We start from the raw sequence: 21,396 nt of genomic DNA, 5'->3' as shown, positions 1-21,396 counted from the left end.
GGGAGTGCAGGCTTTCAATTCATTTTTAGCGGACAGCAATAATATGTAATGATGTACAAAATAATTTCCAATATTCACCTAGTGTCTGATTCATGACAGGTATTATTCTTTGTATATCCATGCGAGGAATGAATTAATCCATGGTATAGTACATCTAAACCATCTGTATTTGGCAACAGGTTTACCTCCAAAACTCAAGGTAAACTCTCTTACAAGGTTTCGCTTAAATGGCAATCCTGCATCCATAAAGAATAGATGGGCGTAATTATGAGTGTACGCATATTTGAGCGTATTCCACACTGTCATGAAATTAGGGTGCAACCGTGGGTGTCTTTTCTTCTTGGAAGCAAAATGCCAGAGATATGCATTTCCATCGGAATACACACATACTGCTCCACCAATGATGTTGTCTTTATAGGTGGTGACGAAGCATTTAACATTTGTGCTTTGATAGAGTTGTTGGAAATGATGTTCTGAAGGAAGAAAGCGATGGAGACGAGTCCTGTAATATCTTTTGAATATCTGATATAGTTTGCTTAGCTCCTTGAGGTTTCCTACCTCGCGAGTTTCTAATCCCGCTTGATAAATCTTGTTGATCCGTTTTAGTTGCTTTGCAGTTAGTCTTTCTTCTGGTGTTTTGCTATGAAGTGAATTATGAATCTCTTGCCAACTGACAGGAAAGTAATGGTTTTGTCGGAATGTTTTATAGCCAAACATCTTTTGGCTGATGTCACTAAACTCTATATACAGGCAGAGACGTCTTCTTAGTTTTTTTGTGATAGCTTTTAGTAGCAATTCAAATAGTTCTACCTTTTCGCTCTCATCTTTATATTCTCCCTCTCCAAAGACTCTTCCTTGTGAATATAAATAAGGTGGAAGCAGCGAACCTCTTCTTCTGACAGTAGCAAGCAAGTGGGCTATACATTCACCATCTCTTTCTGCCACGGCCATGTAAGGTGTTTGTTCCGGAGAGTGTTTCACGATATTGAAGAATTCTTTGCTATGAAAGAAGTTTCGATATTCTATGTCCGGTAAGTCAATGCTTTTCGATATGATTCTGACAGTTACTCCGACCATGTCGCAAAAATAACAAATATTTTGTAAAAGTCAAACTTATGGGCACGATTTATAAAGAGATTGGTTACCTTTGTAAGATATAAATTGCTATTTATGAAAGAATTTAAAAGCTTGGTGGCGTCTAGGCGTAGTCATCGAAAGTTTACGACTGAGCGCATCTCTGAAGAAGATTTACACTTGATACTTCGAGCAGCTTTGATGTCGCCAACCTCAAAAAATCAGCGCTCTTGGCAGTTTGTGGTGGTTACAGAAGCCGCAGTCTTAAAAGAAATGTCAATGGCTAAAGATGCCGGAAGTGCATTCTTGGCAGATGCTCCTATGGCCATTGTGGTTACAGGAGATGTTGAACAAAATAGTTGTTGGGTTGAGGATGGGGCAATCGCTGCTATCAGTATGCAATATCAGGCTGAAGAACTAGGACTTGGAAGTTGCTGGATACAGATTCGTGGTCGATATAAGAAAGACGGAACCAGCGCTACTTCCGTTATTCAGAAACTCTTATGTCTAGATGAGAAGCAAGAGGTTTTGTGTGTCTTGGCTATTGGTCATTGGGTCGATGAACGCAAATCGCAAGATGAAGAAAAACTGAAGTGGGAGCAAGTACACTATATTAAATAGAGTATAGATGAGGATTGTATTAATAGGAGCGGGTAATGTTGCGACGCATCTAGGTTGCGCCTTGTATGCAGCGGGACACCAAATCGCTCAAGTATATAGCCGTACAGATGAATCGGCACGGCTCTTAGCCGATCGGATAGGAGCAATTCCTACCAGCAACATTCGTGATGTCGTCAGCGATGCAGAGATTTATATCATATCTTTGAAAGACGATGTGGTGGGCGATGTTATTGCTTCGTTGTGCCCAACTCGCGAAAAAGCTCTCTTTGTACATACAGCCGGAAGCCTGCCTATGAATATCTTTGTCGGCAAGGTGCAACGATACGGTGTGATATATCCCATGCAGACCTTTTCTAAGAAAAAGAGTCTTGATATCCATGCCGTTTCATTTTTCATAGAAGCGAGCGATACCGATGCCCTTTGTACATTGCGAACACTTGTCGAGGGATTCTCTACTCATGTATATGAGATGAGTTCTGACAATCGGAAATATCTGCATTTGGCGGCGGTTTTTGCATGTAATTTTGTGAATCATTGTTTTGATTTATCTGCCAGAATCCTTCAGCCGTATGGTATACCATTCGATGCCATGCTACCGTTGATAGAAGAGACCGTCAAGAAAGTACACGATATGGCACCACACGAAGCGCAGACAGGGCCGGCTGCTCGTCATGATGAGAAGGTTATTGAGATGCAGAGCCAGTTGTTAAGCAACGATACCCTCATGCAGGATATATATAATAGAATGTCTCAGAGTATTTTATTGTCGTCATGTAAACAAGAGAAATAGACTTATGATACCTTACGATTTAAATAAAATAAAAGCAGTTATATTCGATGTAGATGGTGTCTTATCAGCACAGACCATTACGTTGGCCTCTGATGGAGAACCTCTACGTACAGTCAATATCAAAGATGGATATGCCATACAATTGGCTATGCGACTAGGTCTACGTATAGTTATTCTCACAGGAGGGAAGACAGAGGCGGTTAGACTACGATATGTTCGACTTGGAGTGGAAGACGTTTACATGGGATGTAGTGTGAAGATAAAGACTTATGATGAGTTTTTACAAAAGTACAATCTATCCGATGAAGAGGTGCTCTATATGGGAGATGATATTCCCGACTATGAAATCATGCGTAGAGTAGGGTGCCCTTGTTGTCCGAAAGACGCGTGTCCAGACATTAAGGATATTAGTATTTATGTCAGCCAGTGGGCAGGTGGACAAGGATGTGGGCGTGATGTTATCGAACAAATTTTACGTACACAAGGTAAATGGATGCAAGATAACCGTGCATTTGGATGGTAAAGAGAAGACAAAATGAAATATAATTTGATATTAGCGAGCAACTCTCCCCGTCGTAAGGAGTTGTTAGCAGGATTGAATATTCCTTTTCAAGTAATGGTGAAGTCGGATATTGATGAGACCTATCCTCAAGAGATTGTGGCCGAAGAAGTACCGTTGTATCTATCCAAGAAGAAAGCTGCTGCTTATTTTGACGACTTACGAGAAAATGACTTGCTATTGACGGCCGATACGGTTGTCATCTTGGATGGGCAGATATTGGGTAAACCTCATGATGCTGAGATGGCTAAAGAGATGTTGAGAAGCCTAAGTGGCAAGAGACATCAAGTGGTAACAGGTGTTTCTTTGACTGCATTAAGCCATGCTGAGAGTTTTAAAGTTGTCTCCGATGTTACTTTCAAAACTTTCACTTCGCAAGAAATTGATTTTTATGTAGATCATTATCATCCCATGGATAAGGCCGGAGCTTATGGTATTCAAGAATGGATAGGTTATATTGGAGTCACGGCATTGGCGGGAAGTTACTATAATGTGATGGGACTTCCGGTGCAACGAATCTATCAAGTGCTATGCGATAAATTTGATTTTGATTTTCTTTATTCGGGAAACATCAATTCTTAGAAGTATTTTTAGGCTGGAGTTTCTTCAGCCTTCTTTTTACTTCCTGATAATCAGGGCATAGTTGTAGTGCCTTTTCGTAATTCTTAATGGCAGCGGCAGTCATGTGTTCGTGTTCACATTCTTTGCCCATGACGAAGTATTCTACAGCTAGTCTCTTCAACATTTGTTCTTGTTCCTTTAGCTTAGTTTCCATATCTACTATTTGGGATTGGAGCAAATTGATTTGATTGAGTTTCTTTCTGATGAGTCGTCTAGGTGCAGGTTTTTCAATATCATATCTGCTGTGTATGGCCAAGAAGAAATTGTCGAGAGCGGCTTGCATGTTTCCTTTGTCGAAACAGCGTATAGCTTCGGCATATTCTTTGTCCGCCTTGCTCTGTTGTAGTACTTTGTTGATTTGACGAGTATTATTATAATTTCGGGCAAAATTAACAACGTCGTTTCTCACGAAGATGTCTTCGCGCTTGATAGGCTGTTGAAGATAGAGTCCATCAAGCGATGTACAACGCGACAAAGCTACATAGGTTTGTCCACCGGCAAATACTCCGTCGGTCAAATCTATTTTGACTTGTGAGAAAGTTAGTCCCTGACTTTTGTGAATAGTGATTGCCCACGCGAGTTTGATAGGGAACTGTCGGTAGGTACCAATCTCGTTTTCTTCAATCTTCTTTTCTGTTTCGTTGAAGGAATATTTGACATTACTCCAAATCTCTTGCTCTACATCTACTTCGTTTCCGTCTTCTGTCAAGATATAGATGTGTCCTTCTTGTGCATCGTCAAGGCCTATGACGGTGCCCAATGTGCCATTAACCCACTGCTTTTCTCGGTCGTTTTTGATGAATAGAATCTGTGCGCCAACTTTCAATTCCAGTTCCATAGGAGTAGGAAGGCTACTCTCCGGGAATTCTCCTTCTATGATTCCGTAGAAGATAGATGATGTTCCTTCGAGTTTATTCAAATGCTCTTTGTTGATATAGTCTACCGTATCGCGATGGGTGGATAGGGTAATGACCAGTCCTGATTGCTCTATATTTTCTTGCTGATTGTATCTAGTGTTTAGCAACCCAAGGTCGGTATTGCCTACTTGCGCCGTTCTGATATGGTCGAGGATATTGATGAATGTAGGGTCGGATTGGCGATATACTTTCTGTAATTCGATGGAAACCAATAGAAACTCACGGAAAACGCGGGCATCAAAGAAATACTTTGAGGGGTAATAGGGCTGAAGAAGCTGTCGTTCATCTTCCTTTAATACAGGTTCCAACTGGTAGATATCGCCCACGAACAGTAGTTGTTTACCACCAAAAGGTTCTCGCATGTTGCGACTATAGATGCGCAACACCTTGTCAATGAAATCAATAATGTCGGCACGCACCATCGAAATCTCGTCAATGATGATGAGTTCAACTTCCCTTATCAGTTTGATTTTTTCCTTGTTATATTTCAATGTATCTCTAATATTCCGTGCATTATACCTCACATCGTCGGGCAGTAATGGGTGGAAAGGAAGTTTGAAAAAACTGTGAAGGGTAGAACCGCCGGCATTGATTGCAGCAATACCTGTGGGGGCAAGGATAATGTGTTTCTTGTGAGTATTGGCAGCTAGATAACGTAGGAAAGTAGACTTGCCGGTACCGGCCTTTCCTGTGAGGAAGAGCGATTGGTGGGTATATTGAACAATTTGTAACGCATTTTGGAACTCAGGATTATCGAGATCAATATGCGAAGTGTCAGTGTTCTTTTGTTTACTATCCGGCATGGTGTACAGTTTGTAAATAGCTATATAGCTTTAAATGGTTTGATAATAGGCAAGAGTGCTCCTTCTTTTTATATAATTTGGCCTAGTTGTAAGCTCGTTTATCCGTAAACTTGGTGATTGCAACGTGTTTACAGCAATACTGTTGGGGCTTTTCAGCATTACTGCAGAGACTTACCAGCATTGCTGAAAAGACTCTGCAGTGAATTGAGAGTGAAGCGCTATGAGTGAGAAACCGTTTAGAGGTTGTCGAAATTTACTTCCTCTTCGTGCGGTTTCTCTTTTTTCTCTCCCTGCTGTTCTGTTGTTTTACCATTCTCTCCGGTAGTAGTCTTGATAACAGGATTTCCGTTCTCGTCAAGTATTATTTCGTCACTGGAGATGATAGAATCTTGCTGTGTTGTATCACGTTTGGCCGGTTGATAATAGCTTTGGCAGTTGTACATGTCGCTTGTAATGTTATCATCTTTTGGCTTATCGAACTTTCCGTGATATGCTTGGAATGTAGGATCGGCAAAGACGGACTTCAAGAAGTACCCACATATAGGCAAGGCAGTTCGGCTACCTTGGCCTAATGCTCCTGTTCGGAAGTGGATACTGCGGTATTCACCGCCTACCCATGCGCCACAAACCAGTTTCGGACTGACGGCCATGAACCATGCATCAGAGTGGTTGTTAGAGGTTCCGGTCTTACCACCAAACTCGGTATCACGATAATCACCGACATATCCCCATAGCGATTGACTGGTTCCACCCGGCTCACGCATACCTGCCTGCAACAGTTGTTGTACGAGGAACGCGCTCCGATAAGGGATAGCTTGCTCTGAAGTGGTGGGGCCTGTGTAGACTTCATTGCCATCTTTATCTAGAATTCTGGTAACAAGTACTGGCTCATGATGCACTCCATTGGCTGCTGCGACGCAATAAGCGTTTACCATCTCTAGCAAGTTGACGTCGCTAGAACCTAGAGCCAAAGAGGGATTCTCGTCTAGAGGGCTTTTAATACCCATCTTGTGTGCTGTCTCAATAATTCTGCGTATGCCCATCTCTTGTCCGAGACGAACAGCCACTGAGTTGATACTTCTGGCGAAAGCACTTTTCAGTGGCATACTATCACCGCTGAAGGAACCATTTGCATTAGATGGAGTCCATGTCACTTCTTTGTTTAGTTTCTTATCGAAGACTTGCATGGAAATATACTCATCTCGGCGCTTGTCGCATGGTGTGAGACCTTGATTCATTGCTTCTGTATATACAAAAAGTTTGAAAGTGGAACCGGGCTGTCGCATAGCAGTCACCTTGTCGTATTTCCATGAAGTGAAGTCTATATCACCGACCCATGCCTTAACGGCTCCTGTCTGTGGTTCCATGGCAACAAAACCGCAATGCATGAAATGAACCATGTAGCGAATAGAGTCCATGGTAGATATTTCTTTCTCTATCGTTCCCTTAGTATAGTCGAACAACTTAACTGTATGCGGCTTATTCAAATAGTAATTGATAGAGTCGGGATTGTTGGGGTATTTAGACAGAAGATATTTGTAAACAGGCTGTCTTTGTGCAATGTCTTCAATGAAATGAGGTATAACGTTGCCTTTTTCATCTACCCAAGGGTCGTTCTTGCCCCAGTGGTTGTTGAAGTTTTGCTGTACTTGGCGCATCTGCTTGGTCGCAGCTTCTTCCGCATATTTTTGCATTCGTGTATCAATAGTGGTGTAGATTTTAAGCCCACTGCTATATAAATCGTAACCACTCTCCTCACACCAACTCTTTAGATAGTTGGAAATGGCTTCGCGGAAATATTTTGCTTGTCCGTCATAATTTTCTTCTACCTTGAAATCGAGCTTGATGGGAAGGGCAGATAAAGAGTCGCAAACGTTTCTGGATAGGTCTCCATGACGTACCATATTGTTGAGTACGGTGTTTCGACGAGCAAGACTGTTTTGTGGATTACTCCTTGGGTTGTAGTAAGTTGTAGCTTTTAGCATACCGACTAATACAGCTGCCTGTTCTGTTGTCATTTCCTTTGGCGTAGTATTGAAATACGTCTTGCTTGCAGTCTTGATTCCGTAGGAATTTGAACCAAAGTCTACCGTATTGGCATACATGGTAAGAATGTCTTCTTTGCTATAGACTGTTTCTAGTTTAACGGCTATAATCCACTCTTTACTCTTCATAATGAGCATTTTGATGCCGGGTATCTTCCCCAATAGTCCTGTGGAATATTGGGTTCTGACTCTAAACATGTTTTTAGCTAATTGCTGTGTAATGGTAGACGCACCACGAGCATCATGTTTTAAAACGGCATCTTTAACGGCTGCAAACAAGCCGATAGGGTCAATTCCCCAATGCTTGTAGAAGCGTTCGTCTTCGGTGTCAATGAGGGCTTTGAAGAAACTTGGATTGATTTCTTCATATTTTACAGGGGTTCTATTTTCATTGAAGTATTTACCTATTAACTTACCATCAGCACTATATATTTCTGAAGCTTGACTTGTCTGGGGATCCATTATGCCCGAAAAATAGCCGGGACTCTTGCCAAACAGCCACAGGAAGTTCATGTCTACTAATCCTAAATATAGGATAAAAGCAACTAGTGCAGAGCATAATGCTGTGATGCCCTTGCGATACCAAGGTTGCCCTTGGTATTGTCTTTTGTACCATGCCCAAAATGTTTTGCAGTAATCAAAACACCGGTTGATAATACTTTTTATTTTGTTCATAATAGGATTGTTGAGCTATTGCCCCTTATTCTTGATAATGAATGACGTAGAACTCTTTGCAAATGTACGAATTAAGAGACAATCTATGTCTTGCTTTCGATATAATTTATAATTTCTTTAATGTTGTCGGGAGAAAACCAAGTTATCTCACAGTCTCTTTTGAACCAAGTAAGTTGCTTACGCATATATCTTCTTGTATTCGATTGTATTTGCCTAACAGCTTCTTCCAATGTAATATTTCCATCAAGATAGTTGAATAATTCTTTGTATCCTACTGTATTTAAGGCATTTAAATGTCTATAAGGAAGTAATGATTTTACTTCTTCTAGAAGCCCTTGTTCCATCATTTGAAGAACACGCTCGTTGATTCTTTGGTAAAGAATGTCTCGCTCTCTGTTTAATCCAATCTTGATTATATTGAAAGGTCGTTTTTTATGTGTATTTGTTCTGAAAGAGGAATAGGTCTTTCCTGTCATCATGCATATTTCAATGGCATGGATAACTCTTCTTGGATTCTGTTTGTCAACAATCGCCCAATGCTCAGGATCCAATTGTTGTAGCATATCAACAAGATAGTCTAGGCCATGTTGTTGGTAGATAGACATCACCTGTTCTCTAATTTCTGGAGTGACAGTGGGTATATCGTCTATTCCTTTGCACACAGCATCTATGTACATCATGCTACCACCTGTCAGGATGACTTTGGAATGGTCGGGAGTAAAAATGGTCGGGAGTAGTTGTAGAACATCGTGTTCGTACATGGCAGCACTATAATAGTCGGTAATCTTATGATTACCGACAAAGTAGTGCTTTACAATGTTTTGCTGCTCAAGAGTTGGAGCAGCAGTGCCAATAGGCATTTCCGCAAAGATTTGGCGAGAATCTGCATTGACAATAGGAGATGCAAAATGTTTGGCAAAATCGATACAAAGTGCTGTCTTGCCAACTCCTGTCGGGCCTAAAATGACAATTAATGTATTGTCCATTTATCGAATAATACCACGCTTTGAAGTTTGCACAAAGTCTATGATATATTGAACTTCCGGAGTAATCTGCAAGTTGTTTTGGATTTCTTGAATTCCTTCTGCAAGAACTCCCTTGCTGTATAACAGCCGATAAGTCTCATGGATGAGGTCGATAAGTTCATTGTTGAAGCCATGTCTACGGAGTCCTACGATATTGATTCCGGCATAACGAATGGGCTCTTTGCCTGCGATGATATAAGGCGGAATGTCTTGTGAGAATCTGCTTCCACCTTGAATCATGACATAACTTCCTATTTTGCAGAATTGATGGCATAGTACTGTCGCGCTGATGATAGCGTTATCATCGACCGTAACTTCGCCTGCGAACTTCGTAGAATTGCCGATAATCAAATTATTACCAAGCACACAGTCGTGGGCAACATGCATATTCTCCATCAAAAGATTATTGTTGCCGACAATAGTAACGCCTTTTGAGGCTGTTCCACGAGATATAGTCACATTCTCACGGATGCTATTGTTATCACCAACAACACAAGTAGTCTCTTCTCCTTTAAATTTCAAATCTTGCGGTTTGGTGCTAATACTAGCTCCCGGAAATATTTCGTTGTTATTTCCAATACGTGCACCAATATTGATAGTAACGCTATTTTGGAATGTATTGTTATCTCCAATAACAGTATTGGCATCTATATAACAAAAGGGACCAATTATGTTATTATTTCCCAACTTTGCATCAGGATGTACAAATGCCAATGGACTTATTTGATTCATATAATCTCGTATAGATAGTTATTTATTCTTGACTATTTGAGCTGTGAAGGTTGCTTCTGATACAACTTTATCACCTACAAACATATATCCCTTCATGGAACTGATGCCATGACGTACGGGATGCAATAATTCTACTTTGAAGAGAAGAGTGTCCCCGGGCACTACTTTCTGTCTGAACTTAACATTATCTATCTTCATGAAGTAAGTAGACCATTTTTCGGGTTCTTCTAATTGACTCAAAACGAGAATACCACCGCATTGTGCCATACCTTCAATCTGTAATACACCGGGCATTACCGGCTCTTGCGGGAAGTGACCTACGAAGAAAGGTTCGTTGGCTGTGACATTCTTAACGCCGACAATGCTAGTAGAACCCATTGATATAATCTTGTCAACCAGCTGCATGGGATAACGATGGGGGAGTAGTTCCCTTATTCGTATATTATCCATGAGTGGCTCTTCGTTGGGATCATATATCGGTGCTTGTATCTCGTGTTTACGGATTTCCTTACGCATGAGACGCGCAAACTTGTTATTGATGGTATGGCCGGGGCGTGTTGCCACGATTCTACCCTTGATAGGCTTGCCTATTAAAGCCATATCGCCAATAATATCTAGCAATTTATGACGTGTACATTCATTTTCCCACATTAAAGGTTTGTGCTGGATGTAGCCAATTTTCGTTGCATCCATACGGGAAACATTTAATACATCAGCAAGTTGGTCTAGCTTCTCTTGTGACACTTCTTTCTCATAAATGACGATAGCATTGTCGAGGTCGCCACCTTTGATGAGGTTTGCTTCTAATAGAGGAACAATATCGCGGACAAAAACGAAAGTCCTTGCTGGGGCAATTTCTGTAGCGAAGTTTTCTATATTATCGAGTGTTGCAAATTGGCTATTGATAAATTTTGAGTTAAAAGAACACATAGCCGTGATACTAAACTGGTCGTCTGGAAGTATTGTGATGGTAGAACCAGTCTTTTTATCCTTTACTTCTATCTTATGACGAATGATATAGTAGCCTTTCTCTGCGTTTTGTTCTTCGATTCCAACTTCTTGAATCTTCTGCACATACATAGCGCCTGAACCGTCCAATATAGGAAATTCAGGTCCATTAACTTGAATAAGACAGTTGTCAATGCCCATAGCATATAAGGCAGACATGCCATGTTCAACGGTGGATACTTTGATATCACCCTTTGCTAATACAGTACCTCTTTGTGTGTCTACAACATTTTCTGCAATAGCTTCTATGATAGGCTGTCCGTCTAGATCTATTCTTTGAATTCTATAGCCAGTATTTTCTGCAGCCGGAGTAAACGTAACTGTTAAGCTAAGGCCGGTATGCAGTCCTTTACCATAAAGTGAGAAGCTTCCTTTGAGTGTCCTTTGTTTTGACATATAGTATCTTAAATCTTTATAGTTTTCCTTTTAGTTCTTCTAATTCTTTCTGTAATGTACTCAGTTGTTTGTACATTTCTGGTAGTTTACGGAATATAGCTTGAGATTTGAAATAGGCTTTTGGGGCCATTGGTGGGGTGCCTATGAGTGTACAATCATCTTTGATATTTCCGGGAACACCGCTTTGGGCACCAAGGAATACCTTATTACCAATCTTTGCATGGCCGGCGATTCCCACTTGTCCACCAAACATACACCAGTCTCCAACCTTTGTAGAACCAGCAACACCAACTTGAGCTGACATGACAGTGTTTTCTCCTATCTCAGTGTTATGAGCTATTTGTACAAGGTTATCTAATTTGACTCCCTTCTTAATTCGGGTAGCGCCCATTGTCGATCTATCAATACAAGTGTTCGCTCCAATTTCTACTTCATCATCTATAATGACAATACCAATTTGAGGAATCTTGCTATAACCATCGGTATTAGGGGCAAACCCAAATCCATCTGAACCAATAACAGAACCAGCATGTAGGGTAACTCGATTGCCAATCTTGCATCCTTGATAGATAGTCACATGCGGATATAAGAGGCATTCGCTGCCAAGAGTAACGTTATCTCCAACTACTGTATTCGGATATATTTGGCATCCGTCTCCAATGTTGGCATTGTCTCCAATATAGCTGAATGCTCCAATATATACATCTTTACCAATCTTAGCTGTTGGTGAAATAAATGCTAGACTATCAATACCAGCTTTCTTAGGCTTTGAGGCCTCGTATATTTGTAATAGTTTTGCGACAGATTCGTATGCACTCTTCACACGAATCAACGTTGCTTTAACTGGTTTCTCTAATTCTACGGATTCGTCTACTAGTACAACACTAGATTCTGTGCTATATATATAATGGGTGTATTTGGGATTCGATAGAAAAGAAATTGCTCCGGGAGTGCCTTCTTCTATTTTAGCAAAAGTGTTAACGGTTGCGTTTTCATCACCTTCTACACGCCCTTGTACAACTTGGGCAATTTGTTGTGCAGTAAATTCCATCTTCATTAATCAGGTTGTATTAATAGTGCAAATATAGCAATTATTATTTATAATCTCTGATAACAAATGTAATATTTGCGAATTTTTTGGGAAAGTAGTGAAACGTTTAAGATGTCTGAGGCCTCACTGATATCTTTGATGGAATTGTCTTTGTATAGTATTGATATATGGTCTTCATCAAGTTCATACATATCTTTTTGTATTTCTACTTCGCTGAAGAGATACAGAGCCTCTGTTCTACTAATGTTAGCTTTTTGTGCTAATTCTCGTAATAAATCGTCTTTTTCCTCTTGTGATAATGGTTCTTCACGGATTTCAACTTTGAAGATATTCCTTTTGATTAAGTTGTTAGCGAGTGTTGATAATATGAAGTCAGAGTGTTGTGTCCACACTTTGATGCTACTCCAAATATCATTATCGTCTAACATCTCATAGGCTTGGAATGCTTTTTTATCTTTTTTGAATGAAGATGCATCTATCTCATTGTATAAAAAGTACTTTAATTGGGGTGATGCGAAAATATCTTCTCCACGAGAAGCTAAGTATTTTGCTCGAAGTAAGAGGTTTATTAAGACTCTTTCGCATGCAACAGCAGTCTTGTGAAGATATACTTGCCAGTACATCAAACGTCTCGACGTAAGATAATTCTCGATGGAATAGATGCCTTTTTGCTCAATGACAAGTTCATCGTTCACCATGTTAAGCATCTTAATGATTCTAGCGCTGCCAATATTTCCTTCTGTAACACCTGTAAAGAAGCTGTCTCGTCTGAGATAATCAAGCCTATCCATGTCGAGTTGGCTGCTTATCAGTTGGTGCAAAAAGTGTTTAGGATACTCGTCTTTAAAAATTTGGAGGGCGAGATTAAGTTCACCATTCATCTCTTTATTGATTTGCTCCATCATCATCAACGAAATCTCTTCGTGCGAAATCCCATGAATTAAGGTATTTTCCAACACATGAGAGAATGGACCATGTCCAATGTCATGCATGAGAATAGCTGCTTGTACGGCTTCCGCCTCGCTATCAAAGATAAAAACTCCTTTCTGTTGCAAGGAAGAAATAGCTTCGCTCATGAGGTGAAAAGCTCCTAATGAGTGTTGGAATCTAGTATGCTGAGCTCCCGGATATACGGCAGAAGCCAACCCTAATTGCTTGATGCGAGTCAACCTCTGCATAAGAGAATGGCTCACAATATCAAGCAATGGACCTGTTGATACTTTGATAAAGCCGAAGACAGGGTCGTTGATAATCTTACTATCGTTCATCCAAAGAATTAGAGTTTATCTAGTTCTGCCTTCATTTGTTCTTGTAATTCCTTGGCTTTTTCGCCGGCAACCACGGCAAAATCATCTGCCGAACTGGCATAGATAATTCCCCGAGACGAGTTTACAAGTAGTCCACAATCCTTATTAATTCCATATTTGCATACTTCTTGTAGACTGCCTCCTTGTGCTCCGACACCCGGAACCAATAAGAAATGGTCTGGTACAATCTTCCTAATATCTGCAAATAGGCTTCCTTGAGTGGCGCCAACCACATACATCATATTATCTATATTACCCCATTCCTGTGTCTTTCTCAGTAGTTGTTCAAACAAGCGGGTACCATTTTGATCTTGCATCAATTGAAAATCGTGTGATCCCTTATTGCTAGTGAGAGCTAGAACGACCACCCACTTGTTCTTATATGCTAGGAATGGAGTTATACTGTCTTCACCCATATAGGGGGCAACCGTCAATGCATCGACATCATATTCCTCAAAGAATGTGCGAGCATACATGGTACTAGTATTCCCAATGTCTCCCCTTTTAGCGTCTGCTATAATCAAATGGTTGGGATAATTCTCTTTTAGATAACTTATAGTCTTCTCAAATGCTATCATCCCCTTGATACCTAAGCTCTCATAAAAGGCTAAGTTGGGTTTATAAGAGACACAGTAGGGAGCTGTATGGTCAATGATCGCTTTATTGAATTCGAAGATAGGGTCTTCCAACTCCAAGAGACAAGCAGGGATTTTCTTGATGTCTGTATCGAGACCTACACATAGAAACGAACCCTTGGTAAATATTTGTTCAATCAGTTGTTTACGTTCCATATCCTTATAATTCGTTTTCTTTCATTTTTTCTGTATTCTCTGCTACGGTTAGAGCGTCAATCATAGCTTGTATATCTCCGCCCAAGAATCCTTGAAGATCATGTGTCGTGTATCCAATTCTATGGTCTGTGACACGTCCTTGTGGGAAATTATATGTACGAATCTTAGCCGAACGGTCACCAGTAGAAACCAAACTCTTTCTACGACTAGCAATGTCGTCTACATATTTTTGATGTTCTCTGTCGTATATGAAAGTACGTAATCTAGACAAAGCACGCTCTTTATTCTTGGGCTGGTCTCGTGTTTCCGTGCATTCTATGAGGATTTCTTCGGTCTCTCCAGTATTAGGATTCTTCCAAGGATATCTCAATCGTACACCGGACTCAACTTTATTTACGTTCTGACCACCTGCTCCAGAACTTCTAAAGGTATCCCATTTGATGTCGCCTTCATTGATATTGACTTCAAATTTGTCTGCTTCCGGCAATACGGCAACAGTTGCAGCACTTGTATGCATACGTCCTTGGGTCTCTGTAGCGGGTACACGTTGTACACGATGTACACCACTCTCATATTTCAATACGCCATATACACCGTCTCCACTAACTGCGAAATCAATTTCCTTAAAACCACCTACAGCACCTTCCGAGATTGCTGTTATTGATAAATTCCATCCCTTTGAATCGCAATATTTTTTGTACATGTTGAATAAATCGCCGGCAAATAGCGATGCTTCATCACCTCCTGCACCGGCTCGTATCTCCATTTGTACATTCTTGGCATCCTCCGGATCTTTAGGAACAAGTGCAATCTTAATCTCTTCTTCTAGTTTCGGTTGGAGAGCTTCGTTTGCATTTAACTCTTCTCTAGCCATTTCCTTCATATCCGGATCGCTCTCATTGGCGATGATATCTTTAGCCTCTTTGATGGCATTCAGGCAATTAATGTATCTCTTGCGAGCATCCATGATGTCGCCCAAGTCCTTATATTCCTTTGTCAGTTTTACATATCTGGCTTGGTCTGCAATGACATTTGGGTCTGTAATGAGTGTTGAGACCTCTTCATATCTGCTTTCAAGCCCGTCTAGTTTGTCTAGCAAGCTGTTGTATTCTGGCATATAGTATTTGCTTAAATATTATTATAATAATGTATATTAGTAATTGAAGATGCCGTATTCGGAATGGATGGTCAGCGATTTCTCACCTTCTTCTATATGTCCTATCACCTGTGCATCTATATTAAATGATTTGCTTATATCTATAATCTGTTCTGCTACTTCAGGAGTTACATAGATTTCCATGCGATGTCCCATGTTAAATACCTGATACATCTCTTTCCAATTCGTACCACTGCATTCTTTAATCGCCTTGAATAGTGGAGGAATCGGGAACATGTTGTCTTTGATGACTTTACAATTATCATTGATAAAATGAAGAACTTTAGTTTGGGCTCCACCCGTACAGTGCACCATACCATGTATTTCTGGACGCAGTTGATCTAGTATTTTCTTAATGACCGGAGCATAGGTGCGGGTGGGAGAGAGAACTAACTTGCCTGCATTGAGTGAAGTACCTTCTACAGAATCTGTCAGCTTATACTTACCGCTATATACCAACTCGTCCGGAACTGCAGCATCATAGCTTTCTGGATAATTCTTGGCCAAATACTTAGAGAATACATCATGGCGGGCACTTGTCAGCCCATTACTTCCCATACCACCATTATATGTCTTCTCGTATGTAGCCTGTCCGGTAGAACTAAGACCTACAATCACGTCCCCCGGACGTATATTCGCATTGTCGATGACGTCACTTCTCTTCATACGGCAAGTGACAGTAGAGTCTACAATAATCGTCCGAACGAGGTCGCCAACATCGGCAGTCTCACCTCCTGTAGGCCAAATTCCGATTCCCATATCGCGCATTTCAGTCAATAATTCATCGGTACCATTGATAATGGCAGATATTACTTCACCCGGAATGAGCATCTTGTTTCTGCCAATCGTACTTGAAACAAGGATATTATCCACTGCTCCTACACAGAGTAAGTCGTCTGTGTTCATCACGATTGCATCTTGGGCAATACCTTTCCATACATCTATATCACCGGTTTCTTTCCAATACATATATGCGAGTGAGGATTTGGTTCCTGCTCCATCCGCATGCATGATATTACAATACTCCGGATCTCCACCTAGTATATCAGGGATAATCTTGCAAAAGGCTTGTGGATAAAGACCCTTATCAATGTTCTTGATGGCATTATGCACATCTTCCTTGGCAGCACTTACGCCGCGCATCATATATCTATTGTCCATAATATTATTCGTTTTCATTCCAAAAGTCCCAACTAGCAAAGGCTTGTAATAGCAACATCTCCAAGCCATTCTTTACCGTAGCTCCATATTCTAGACCTCTTTTCATGAAGAGGGTTTCATCCGGATTGTATATTAAATCATATAAAAGTGTTCTTGTATTCATAGCCTCGTAGGGCAATTCTGGGCATTCATCGGCTTTAGGATACATTCCACAGGGTGTACAATTAATAACGACATTATATTCTTGAATCATATCCGGAGTAATGTCTTCATATTGTATGATTCCCGGTTTTCTAGTTCTACTAACTAGCTGAGTCTCTATATTGAGCAATTTCAGACCGTATTCTATGGCTTTGGATGCTCCGCCAGTACCGAGGATGAGAGCTTTCTTATGAAAAGCTTCCAATAGTGGTTCTATACTTTTGGTAAAGCCGGTGACATCACTATTATATCCTTTCAAGATGGTATCTTTGCCTTTGTGGTCTATCTTGACTACATTGACGGCACCAATTTCCTTTGCTTCCGGACTGATATAGTCCAAATAGCGCATCACTTTTTGCTTATAAGGAATGGTCACATTGAATCCTTTAAGTTCCGGATTAGATGTGATAATCTCCGGGAGGCTCTCTATATTGGGAATTTCAAAGTTGATATACTCTGCATTGATGTTCTCATTCTCAAATTTCTCATTAAAGAAGCCTACAGAAAATGAGTGCCCAAGTGGATATCCTATAAGTCCATACTTATCCATAGTTATAAGTGCTTTAGCTCTGAATAATTATTTTTCTGCGGTATATAGTGTGCAGATACCGAATGTTAATCTCTTGAAACTAGTCTTGGAGAATCCTGCTTGTTTTAGTATGTTCATCATCGTTTCTCCTTGAGGGAAAGCTTCAATCGTTGCAGATAGATACTTGTATGCACTGTTATCTTTGGATATGAGTTTCCCATAGAGTGGGAGAATGGTGTGTGAATATATTCTAAACAGGTTTCGCATAGGGAAAGAGACTGGCTCAGTCAACTCGATAATGCATAGATGTCCACCAGTTTTCAGTACTCTATACATTTCTTTGAGTCCTTGATCTAGATTTTCAAAGTTGCGAATACCAAAGGCTGCGGTCACTGCATCAAAAGTCTCGTTGGGGAAACTTAAATTCATACAGTCTTCTTTTTGGAAAGTTATGATGTTCCCCAACTCTGCTTCTTCTACTTTTTGACGCCCAATTTCCATCATTCCCTCAGAAATGTCAGCTCCTATTAATGAAGATGGTTTCAGTATTTGAGCCGATAGAATGGCAAAATCTCCTGTCCCTGTAGCGATGTCGAGCATCGTTTGGGGGTGGTAAGCAGCCAATTTATTAACTGCTTTTTGTCTCCATCCTTTGTCAATATCCCATGAAAGCCGGTGGTTTAGTGTGTCATAGGTCGGAGCAATGTTATCAAACATCTGCTCTACATGTTCACCCTTGCGCCCGTTTCCATTGTATGGGATTATTTTTTCTTGCTTGTACACTCTGTGGAATGAATTAAATGGTATGCCTTATTTACGCGAAGCCAAATACTCCTTTACGTTTTTCTCGATGCGCGAAGCTATATTATCGCTTATAGCTGCCTTATTGAAAGTCTCGCCCGTAATGTGTTCGTACAGTTCTATGTAGCGTTCGCTTACGCTCTCTGCATATTCATCGGTAATCTCAGGCATCGTTTGGCCGGGTTCGTTCATGAAATTATGTTCAATCAGCCACTGGCGTACAAACTCCTTACTCAACTGCTTTTGTGGTTCACCTTTAGCGAACTTCTCCTCATATCCGTCTGCATAGAAGTATCTACTAGAGTCGGGAGTATGGATTTCGTCTATCAAATAAATCTTTCCATCGCGCTTTCCAAATTCATACTTTGTATCTACAAGTATCAATCCTTGCTTGGCTGCTATTTCTTGTCCACGTGCAAAGAGTTTCTTAGTGTAGTCTTCGATTACGGCATAGTCTTCTTCACTGACGATACCTTGGGCAATGATTTCCTCTTTGGAGATATTCATATCGTGTCCCTCGTCTGCTTTTGTGGTAGGAGTTACGATAGGTTCAGGAAATTTTTGATTTTCTTTCATGCCTTCCGGAAGTTTGACACCGCATAAATCTCGGCATCCTTCCTTATAAGCTCGCCATGCACTACCTGTAAGAATAGAACGAATAATCATTTCTACTCTGAATCCTTCGCATTTTAGACCGACTGTAACCATTGGGTCGGGAGTTGCCAGCTTCCAGTTGGGGCAGATGTCCTGTGTTGAATCAAGGAACTTTGCCGCAATCTGATTTAACACTTGTCCCTTGAAAGGAATACCTTTTGGTAAAACGACATCAAAAGCAGAGATTCTGTCGGTAGCAACCATTACGATCAAATCGTCGTTGATATCATAGACATCACGTACTTTACCATGGTAAACACTCTTCTGTCCATCGAAATGGAATTCGGTCTTTGTTAATGCTTTCATTTTATTTATAATTAATAGGATTTCCTTATTATGTGGTTGTAGAGGTCTTGCTAGTTGTTTTGTCCGTACTCTTTAGCTGCTTGTCTACGGCATTATTTTTCTTGTCATAAGCATCGAATGCGGCTACAATTCTTGTCACGAGCTTGTGTCTGACGATGTCTTTGCCATCCAGTTTGATAACAGAAATACCTTCGGTATTGCTGAGTATGGATAATGCTTCACGCAATCCACTCTTCTTTTCTTTGGGCAAATCCACCTGAGTCATATCTCCCGTGATTATCATCTTGGTGCTCCAACCCATTCGAGTTAGGAACATACGAATTTGTTGAGGCGTTGTATTCTGCGCTTCATCAAGTATGACAATGGCATCGCTAAAGGTTCTTCCTCGCATAAAGGCCAAAGGAGCTATCTGTATGATATGCTTTTCAAGCATGTCTTGCAGCTTGACCGGTGGAATCATGTCTTCAAGCGCATCGTATAAGGGTTGCAGATAAGGATCTATCTTGTCTTTCATATCACCGGGAAGAAATCCTAGTTTTTCTCCGGCCTCAACGGCGGGGCGACTTAAAATAATTCTTTTAGCAGTCTTCTCTTTCAAAGCTTTGACGGCTAAAGCTATACTCAGATAGGTTTTACCTGTACCTGCCGGGCCGACAGCAAAAATCATATCATCCTTCTCGAAAGCGTCAATCAATTTTTGTTGATTCTCTGAGCGACTCTTAATGGGACGCCCGGAGATACTATAAACGATGACGCCTTTTACGGCTTCTTCTTTGGTTTGTTTTCCTTTGATGATGTCTAAGATGTCTTCGTCGTTGATGGCATTAAAACGAAGTACATGTTTACGCATGTGCTCAATGTCTTCTTCAAAAATGGCCATTTCTTCTTCATCGCCCAAAACCTTGATGACGTTGTCTCTTGCAACAATCCTTAATTTGGGAAATAACGACTTGATGACCTGAAGATGACAATTATTTACCCCATATAATACAACAGGGTCTATATCTTCTAAAACAATATGTTTCTCTATCAACGTTATTGATACTTTATTTGGATGCAAAAATACGAAATTTCAATGAATGTAACAAGGAAATGTATTTTGAAATGATAAATAATGAAAAATTACTTTTGGGCTCTCTTTGCTCTCTTTTCTTTTTGCTAACTTTGCAACCGTACGGCTTGAAGAGTTTGAAATTCCTTATGTTATATTGATGTCATTCTGCTGTCATTCTGCTGTTGGGCAGGCTCTTCTTGAAAACATTGTTTTTTATATGAAAATCAGTAAAAAAAGATATTTGCAGGGATTTGGAATTGTTATCGTCGTTTTGGGAGCTGTTCGGACTTTTTTCCCAAGTGTAGCCGGAGATATAGCACAGGAGAATACCGTTGCAGATCAAGAAGTTAACGACAGTATTGGCATAGATTCCATTAGCAATAGTCGTGTGGATTTGACAGAGAATGTCTCTACTCATGGAATCTATTTGCGAGATGGTGAAAAGCCTCATCGTATTTATAGTGTTCCTCACTTTGGCAAAACGTTTCCGGATATGAATGATGTGCAGTTACAGGCTGCAACAAAATGGGGCGTCCAGCCGGTAAAAAATCGAGATGAGGCAGAGCATCGCAAGGCAGAATTGGTATATGTCGGTAGCAATCCTTATTTCTATGTAGACCGTCTTCGTAGCAGTATTCCTTATTTGGTACCTAAGGCTGCCGTGCTTTTACAGGATATTGGACGTATCTATTTTGATAGTCTTCAAGTGAAAGGTATTCCATTACATAAGATTATTGTCACGAGTGTGATGCGTAGTAAAGATGATGTATCTCGTCTTCGTAGTCATAACGGAAATGCCACTCAAAACAGTTGCCACTTGTATGGTACTACTTTTGATGTGTGCTATAATAGATATAAGACAGTGGAACGACCGGATGAGCCGCGTCGTAAAGTGCAGAATGATACGCTGAAATGGATTCTGAGTGAAGTTTTAGATGATATTCGTAAGGACAACAGATGCTATGTGAAGTATGAGGTTCATCAAGGTTGTTTCCATATCACGGTGAAGTAATAAAGCATAGCGACTTTTTAGAATTTACTGCAAGGTATCAGCAGGATTGCTGTTAGTATGAGGCATGAAAACAGCAAAGAGGGTGTGTCAAAATTGATACACTCTCT

General features: G+C 40.5%; 20 protein-coding genes. 5 read left to right on the top strand and 15 right to left on the bottom strand.

What is annotated here, in order from left to right; translation table 11 throughout:
- Positions 1-102 precede the first annotated feature (102 nt).
- A complete protein-coding gene (locus tag HMPREF3034_RS02685) occupies positions 103-1,077 on the bottom strand; it encodes a GNAT family N-acetyltransferase (protein ID WP_062432952.1) in 975 nt (324 codons plus the stop codon).
- A 93-nt stretch (positions 1,078-1,170) separates the two neighbouring features.
- Here HMPREF3034_RS02685 and HMPREF3034_RS02680 point away from each other — a divergent pair, with 93 nt between their 5' ends.
- The 4 genes from HMPREF3034_RS02680 to HMPREF3034_RS02665 are packed head-to-tail and all read left to right on the top strand — an operon-like array spanning position 1,171 to position 3,626.
- Positions 1,171-1,695 carry a nitroreductase family protein gene (locus tag HMPREF3034_RS02680; RefSeq protein ID WP_062432950.1) on the top strand — a complete coding sequence of 175 codons (525 nt, stop codon included), beginning with the start codon at positions 1,171-1,173 and terminating at the stop codon, positions 1,693-1,695.
- 7 nt (positions 1,696-1,702) lie between these two features.
- A complete protein-coding gene (locus HMPREF3034_RS02675; protein ID WP_036898554.1) occupies positions 1,703-2,485 on the top strand; it encodes a Rossmann-like and DUF2520 domain-containing protein in 783 nt (260 codons plus the stop codon).
- Between the two features lie 4 nt (positions 2,486-2,489).
- Positions 2,490-3,008 (top strand): KdsC family phosphatase, encoded by a 519-nt coding sequence (locus tag HMPREF3034_RS02670; protein WP_036898551.1) that lies wholly within the window; start codon positions 2,490-2,492, stop codon positions 3,006-3,008.
- Positions 3,009-3,020: 12 nt separating this feature from the next.
- Positions 3,021-3,626, top strand: a complete 606-nt coding sequence (locus HMPREF3034_RS02665) for a Maf family nucleotide pyrophosphatase (protein WP_062432947.1) — start codon at positions 3,021-3,023, stop codon at positions 3,624-3,626.
- Here HMPREF3034_RS02665 and HMPREF3034_RS02660 read toward each other — a convergent pair.
- From HMPREF3034_RS02660 to HMPREF3034_RS02595, 14 genes are all read right to left on the bottom strand, one after another.
- Positions 3,616-5,385 carry an AAA family ATPase gene (locus HMPREF3034_RS02660; RefSeq protein ID WP_062432944.1) on the bottom strand — a complete coding sequence of 590 codons (1,770 nt, stop codon included), beginning with the start codon at positions 5,383-5,385 and terminating at the stop codon, positions 3,616-3,618. The genes HMPREF3034_RS02665 and HMPREF3034_RS02660 overlap by 11 nt on opposite strands.
- 236 nt (positions 5,386-5,621) lie before the next feature.
- A complete protein-coding gene (locus tag HMPREF3034_RS02655; RefSeq protein ID WP_062432941.1) occupies positions 5,622-8,105 on the bottom strand; it encodes a transglycosylase domain-containing protein in 2,484 nt (827 codons plus the stop codon).
- A gap of 83 nt (positions 8,106-8,188) precedes the next feature.
- Entirely contained in the window at positions 8,189-9,091 is a 903-nt protein-coding gene (miaA, locus tag HMPREF3034_RS02650; protein ID WP_062432938.1) for a tRNA (adenosine(37)-N6)-dimethylallyltransferase MiaA, read from the bottom strand.
- Positions 9,092-9,862, bottom strand: a complete 771-nt coding sequence (gene lpxA, locus HMPREF3034_RS02645) for an acyl-ACP--UDP-N-acetylglucosamine O-acyltransferase (protein ID WP_036898538.1) — start codon at positions 9,860-9,862, stop codon at positions 9,092-9,094.
- Positions 9,863-9,880: 18 nt separating this feature from the next.
- Positions 9,881-11,266 carry a bifunctional UDP-3-O-[3-hydroxymyristoyl] N-acetylglucosamine deacetylase/3-hydroxyacyl-ACP dehydratase gene (locus HMPREF3034_RS02640; protein ID WP_036898535.1) on the bottom strand — a complete coding sequence of 462 codons (1,386 nt, stop codon included), beginning with the start codon at positions 11,264-11,266 and terminating at the stop codon, positions 9,881-9,883.
- Positions 11,267-11,282: 16 nt separating this feature from the next.
- Positions 11,283-12,317 (bottom strand): UDP-3-O-(3-hydroxymyristoyl)glucosamine N-acyltransferase, encoded by a 1,035-nt coding sequence (lpxD, locus tag HMPREF3034_RS02635; protein WP_062432958.1) that lies wholly within the window; start codon positions 12,315-12,317, stop codon positions 11,283-11,285.
- Positions 12,318-12,364: 47 nt separating this feature from the next.
- Entirely contained in the window at positions 12,365-13,585 is a 1,221-nt protein-coding gene (locus tag HMPREF3034_RS02630; RefSeq protein ID WP_062432936.1) for an HD domain-containing protein, read from the bottom strand.
- An 8-nt stretch (positions 13,586-13,593) separates the two neighbouring features.
- The gene (gene pyrF / locus HMPREF3034_RS02625) at positions 13,594-14,415 is read right to left on the bottom strand and encodes an orotidine-5'-phosphate decarboxylase (RefSeq protein ID WP_062432932.1); all 822 of its coding nucleotides are present in this window, start codon (positions 14,413-14,415) and stop codon (positions 13,594-13,596) included.
- A gap of 4 nt (positions 14,416-14,419) precedes the next feature.
- Entirely contained in the window at positions 14,420-15,532 is a 1,113-nt protein-coding gene (gene prfA / locus HMPREF3034_RS02620; RefSeq protein WP_036898527.1) for a peptide chain release factor 1, read from the bottom strand.
- A gap of 36 nt (positions 15,533-15,568) precedes the next feature.
- Positions 15,569-16,732 (bottom strand): AIR synthase-related protein, encoded by a 1,164-nt coding sequence (locus HMPREF3034_RS02615; protein ID WP_062432955.1) that lies wholly within the window; start codon positions 16,730-16,732, stop codon positions 15,569-15,571.
- Between the two features lie 4 nt (positions 16,733-16,736).
- Positions 16,737-17,483 (bottom strand): shikimate dehydrogenase family protein, encoded by a 747-nt coding sequence (locus tag HMPREF3034_RS02610; protein ID WP_062432930.1) that lies wholly within the window; start codon positions 17,481-17,483, stop codon positions 16,737-16,739.
- A gap of 27 nt (positions 17,484-17,510) precedes the next feature.
- Positions 17,511-18,245, bottom strand: coding sequence for a bifunctional demethylmenaquinone methyltransferase/2-methoxy-6-polyprenyl-1,4-benzoquinol methylase UbiE (gene ubiE, locus HMPREF3034_RS02605; protein WP_036898509.1), 735 nt, complete (start codon positions 18,243-18,245; stop codon positions 17,511-17,513).
- 27 nt (positions 18,246-18,272) lie between these two features.
- The gene (locus HMPREF3034_RS02600) at positions 18,273-19,223 is read right to left on the bottom strand and encodes a phosphoribosylaminoimidazolesuccinocarboxamide synthase (protein ID WP_036898507.1); all 951 of its coding nucleotides are present in this window, start codon (positions 19,221-19,223) and stop codon (positions 18,273-18,275) included.
- A gap of 28 nt (positions 19,224-19,251) precedes the next feature.
- Positions 19,252-20,256 carry a PhoH family protein gene (locus HMPREF3034_RS02595; RefSeq protein ID WP_062432927.1) on the bottom strand — a complete coding sequence of 335 codons (1,005 nt, stop codon included), beginning with the start codon at positions 20,254-20,256 and terminating at the stop codon, positions 19,252-19,254.
- A 238-nt stretch (positions 20,257-20,494) separates the two neighbouring features.
- On the opposite strand from HMPREF3034_RS02595, the gene HMPREF3034_RS02590 reads away from it, so the two are divergent.
- Positions 20,495-21,289 carry a DUF5715 family protein gene (locus tag HMPREF3034_RS02590; protein WP_036898503.1) on the top strand — a complete coding sequence of 265 codons (795 nt, stop codon included), beginning with the start codon at positions 20,495-20,497 and terminating at the stop codon, positions 21,287-21,289.
- Positions 21,290-21,396 lie beyond the last annotated feature (107 nt).

Source organism: Prevotella sp. DNF00663 (genome assembly GCF_001553265.1).
Taxonomy (GTDB): domain Bacteria; phylum Bacteroidota; class Bacteroidia; order Bacteroidales; family Bacteroidaceae; genus Prevotella.
Note: the sequence above shows the minus strand (reverse complement) of the source record. Positions and strands in the feature narration are given on the sequence as shown.

Bases quoted from the DNA above. Each gene is read 5' to 3' on its own strand.
- HMPREF3034_RS02685 (WP_062432952.1), bottom strand. From the start codon at position 1,077: ATGGTCGGAGTAACTGTCAGAATCATATCGAAAAGCATTGACTTACCG.
- HMPREF3034_RS02680 (WP_062432950.1), top strand. From the start codon at position 1,171: ATGAAAGAATTTAAAAGCTTGGTGGCGTCTAGGCGTAGTCATCGAAAG.
- HMPREF3034_RS02675 (WP_036898554.1), top strand. From the start codon at position 1,703: ATGAGGATTGTATTAATAGGAGCGGGTAATGTTGCGACGCATCTAGGT.
- HMPREF3034_RS02670 (WP_036898551.1), top strand. From the start codon at position 2,490: ATGATACCTTACGATTTAAATAAAATAAAAGCAGTTATATTCGATGTA.
- HMPREF3034_RS02665 (WP_062432947.1), top strand. From the start codon at position 3,021: ATGAAATATAATTTGATATTAGCGAGCAACTCTCCCCGTCGTAAGGAG.
- HMPREF3034_RS02660 (WP_062432944.1), bottom strand. From the start codon at position 5,385: ATGCCGGATAGTAAACAAAAGAACACTGACACTTCGCATATTGATCTC.
- HMPREF3034_RS02655 (WP_062432941.1), bottom strand. From the start codon at position 8,105: ATGAACAAAATAAAAAGTATTATCAACCGGTGTTTTGATTACTGCAAA.
- miaA (WP_062432938.1), bottom strand. From the start codon at position 9,091: ATGGACAATACATTAATTGTCATTTTAGGCCCGACAGGAGTTGGCAAG.
- lpxA (WP_036898538.1), bottom strand. From the start codon at position 9,862: ATGAATCAAATAAGTCCATTGGCATTTGTACATCCTGATGCAAAGTTG.
- HMPREF3034_RS02640 (WP_036898535.1), bottom strand. From the start codon at position 11,266: ATGTCAAAACAAAGGACACTCAAAGGAAGCTTCTCACTTTATGGTAAA.
- lpxD (WP_062432958.1), bottom strand. From the start codon at position 12,317: ATGGAATTTACTGCACAACAAATTGCCCAAGTTGTACAAGGGCGTGTA.
- HMPREF3034_RS02630 (WP_062432936.1), bottom strand. From the start codon at position 13,585: ATGAACGATAGTAAGATTATCAACGACCCTGTCTTCGGCTTTATCAAA.
- pyrF (WP_062432932.1), bottom strand. From the start codon at position 14,415: ATGGAACGTAAACAACTGATTGAACAAATATTTACCAAGGGTTCGTTT.
- prfA (WP_036898527.1), bottom strand. From the start codon at position 15,532: ATGCCAGAATACAACAGCTTGCTAGACAAACTAGACGGGCTTGAAAGC.
- HMPREF3034_RS02615 (WP_062432955.1), bottom strand. From the start codon at position 16,732: ATGGACAATAGATATATGATGCGCGGCGTAAGTGCTGCCAAGGAAGAT.
- HMPREF3034_RS02610 (WP_062432930.1), bottom strand. From the start codon at position 17,483: ATGGATAAGTATGGACTTATAGGATATCCACTTGGGCACTCATTTTCT.
- HMPREF3034_RS02600 (WP_036898507.1), bottom strand. From the start codon at position 19,223: ATGAAAGCATTAACAAAGACCGAATTCCATTTCGATGGACAGAAGAGT.
- HMPREF3034_RS02590 (WP_036898503.1), top strand. From the start codon at position 20,495: ATGAAAATCAGTAAAAAAAGATATTTGCAGGGATTTGGAATTGTTATC.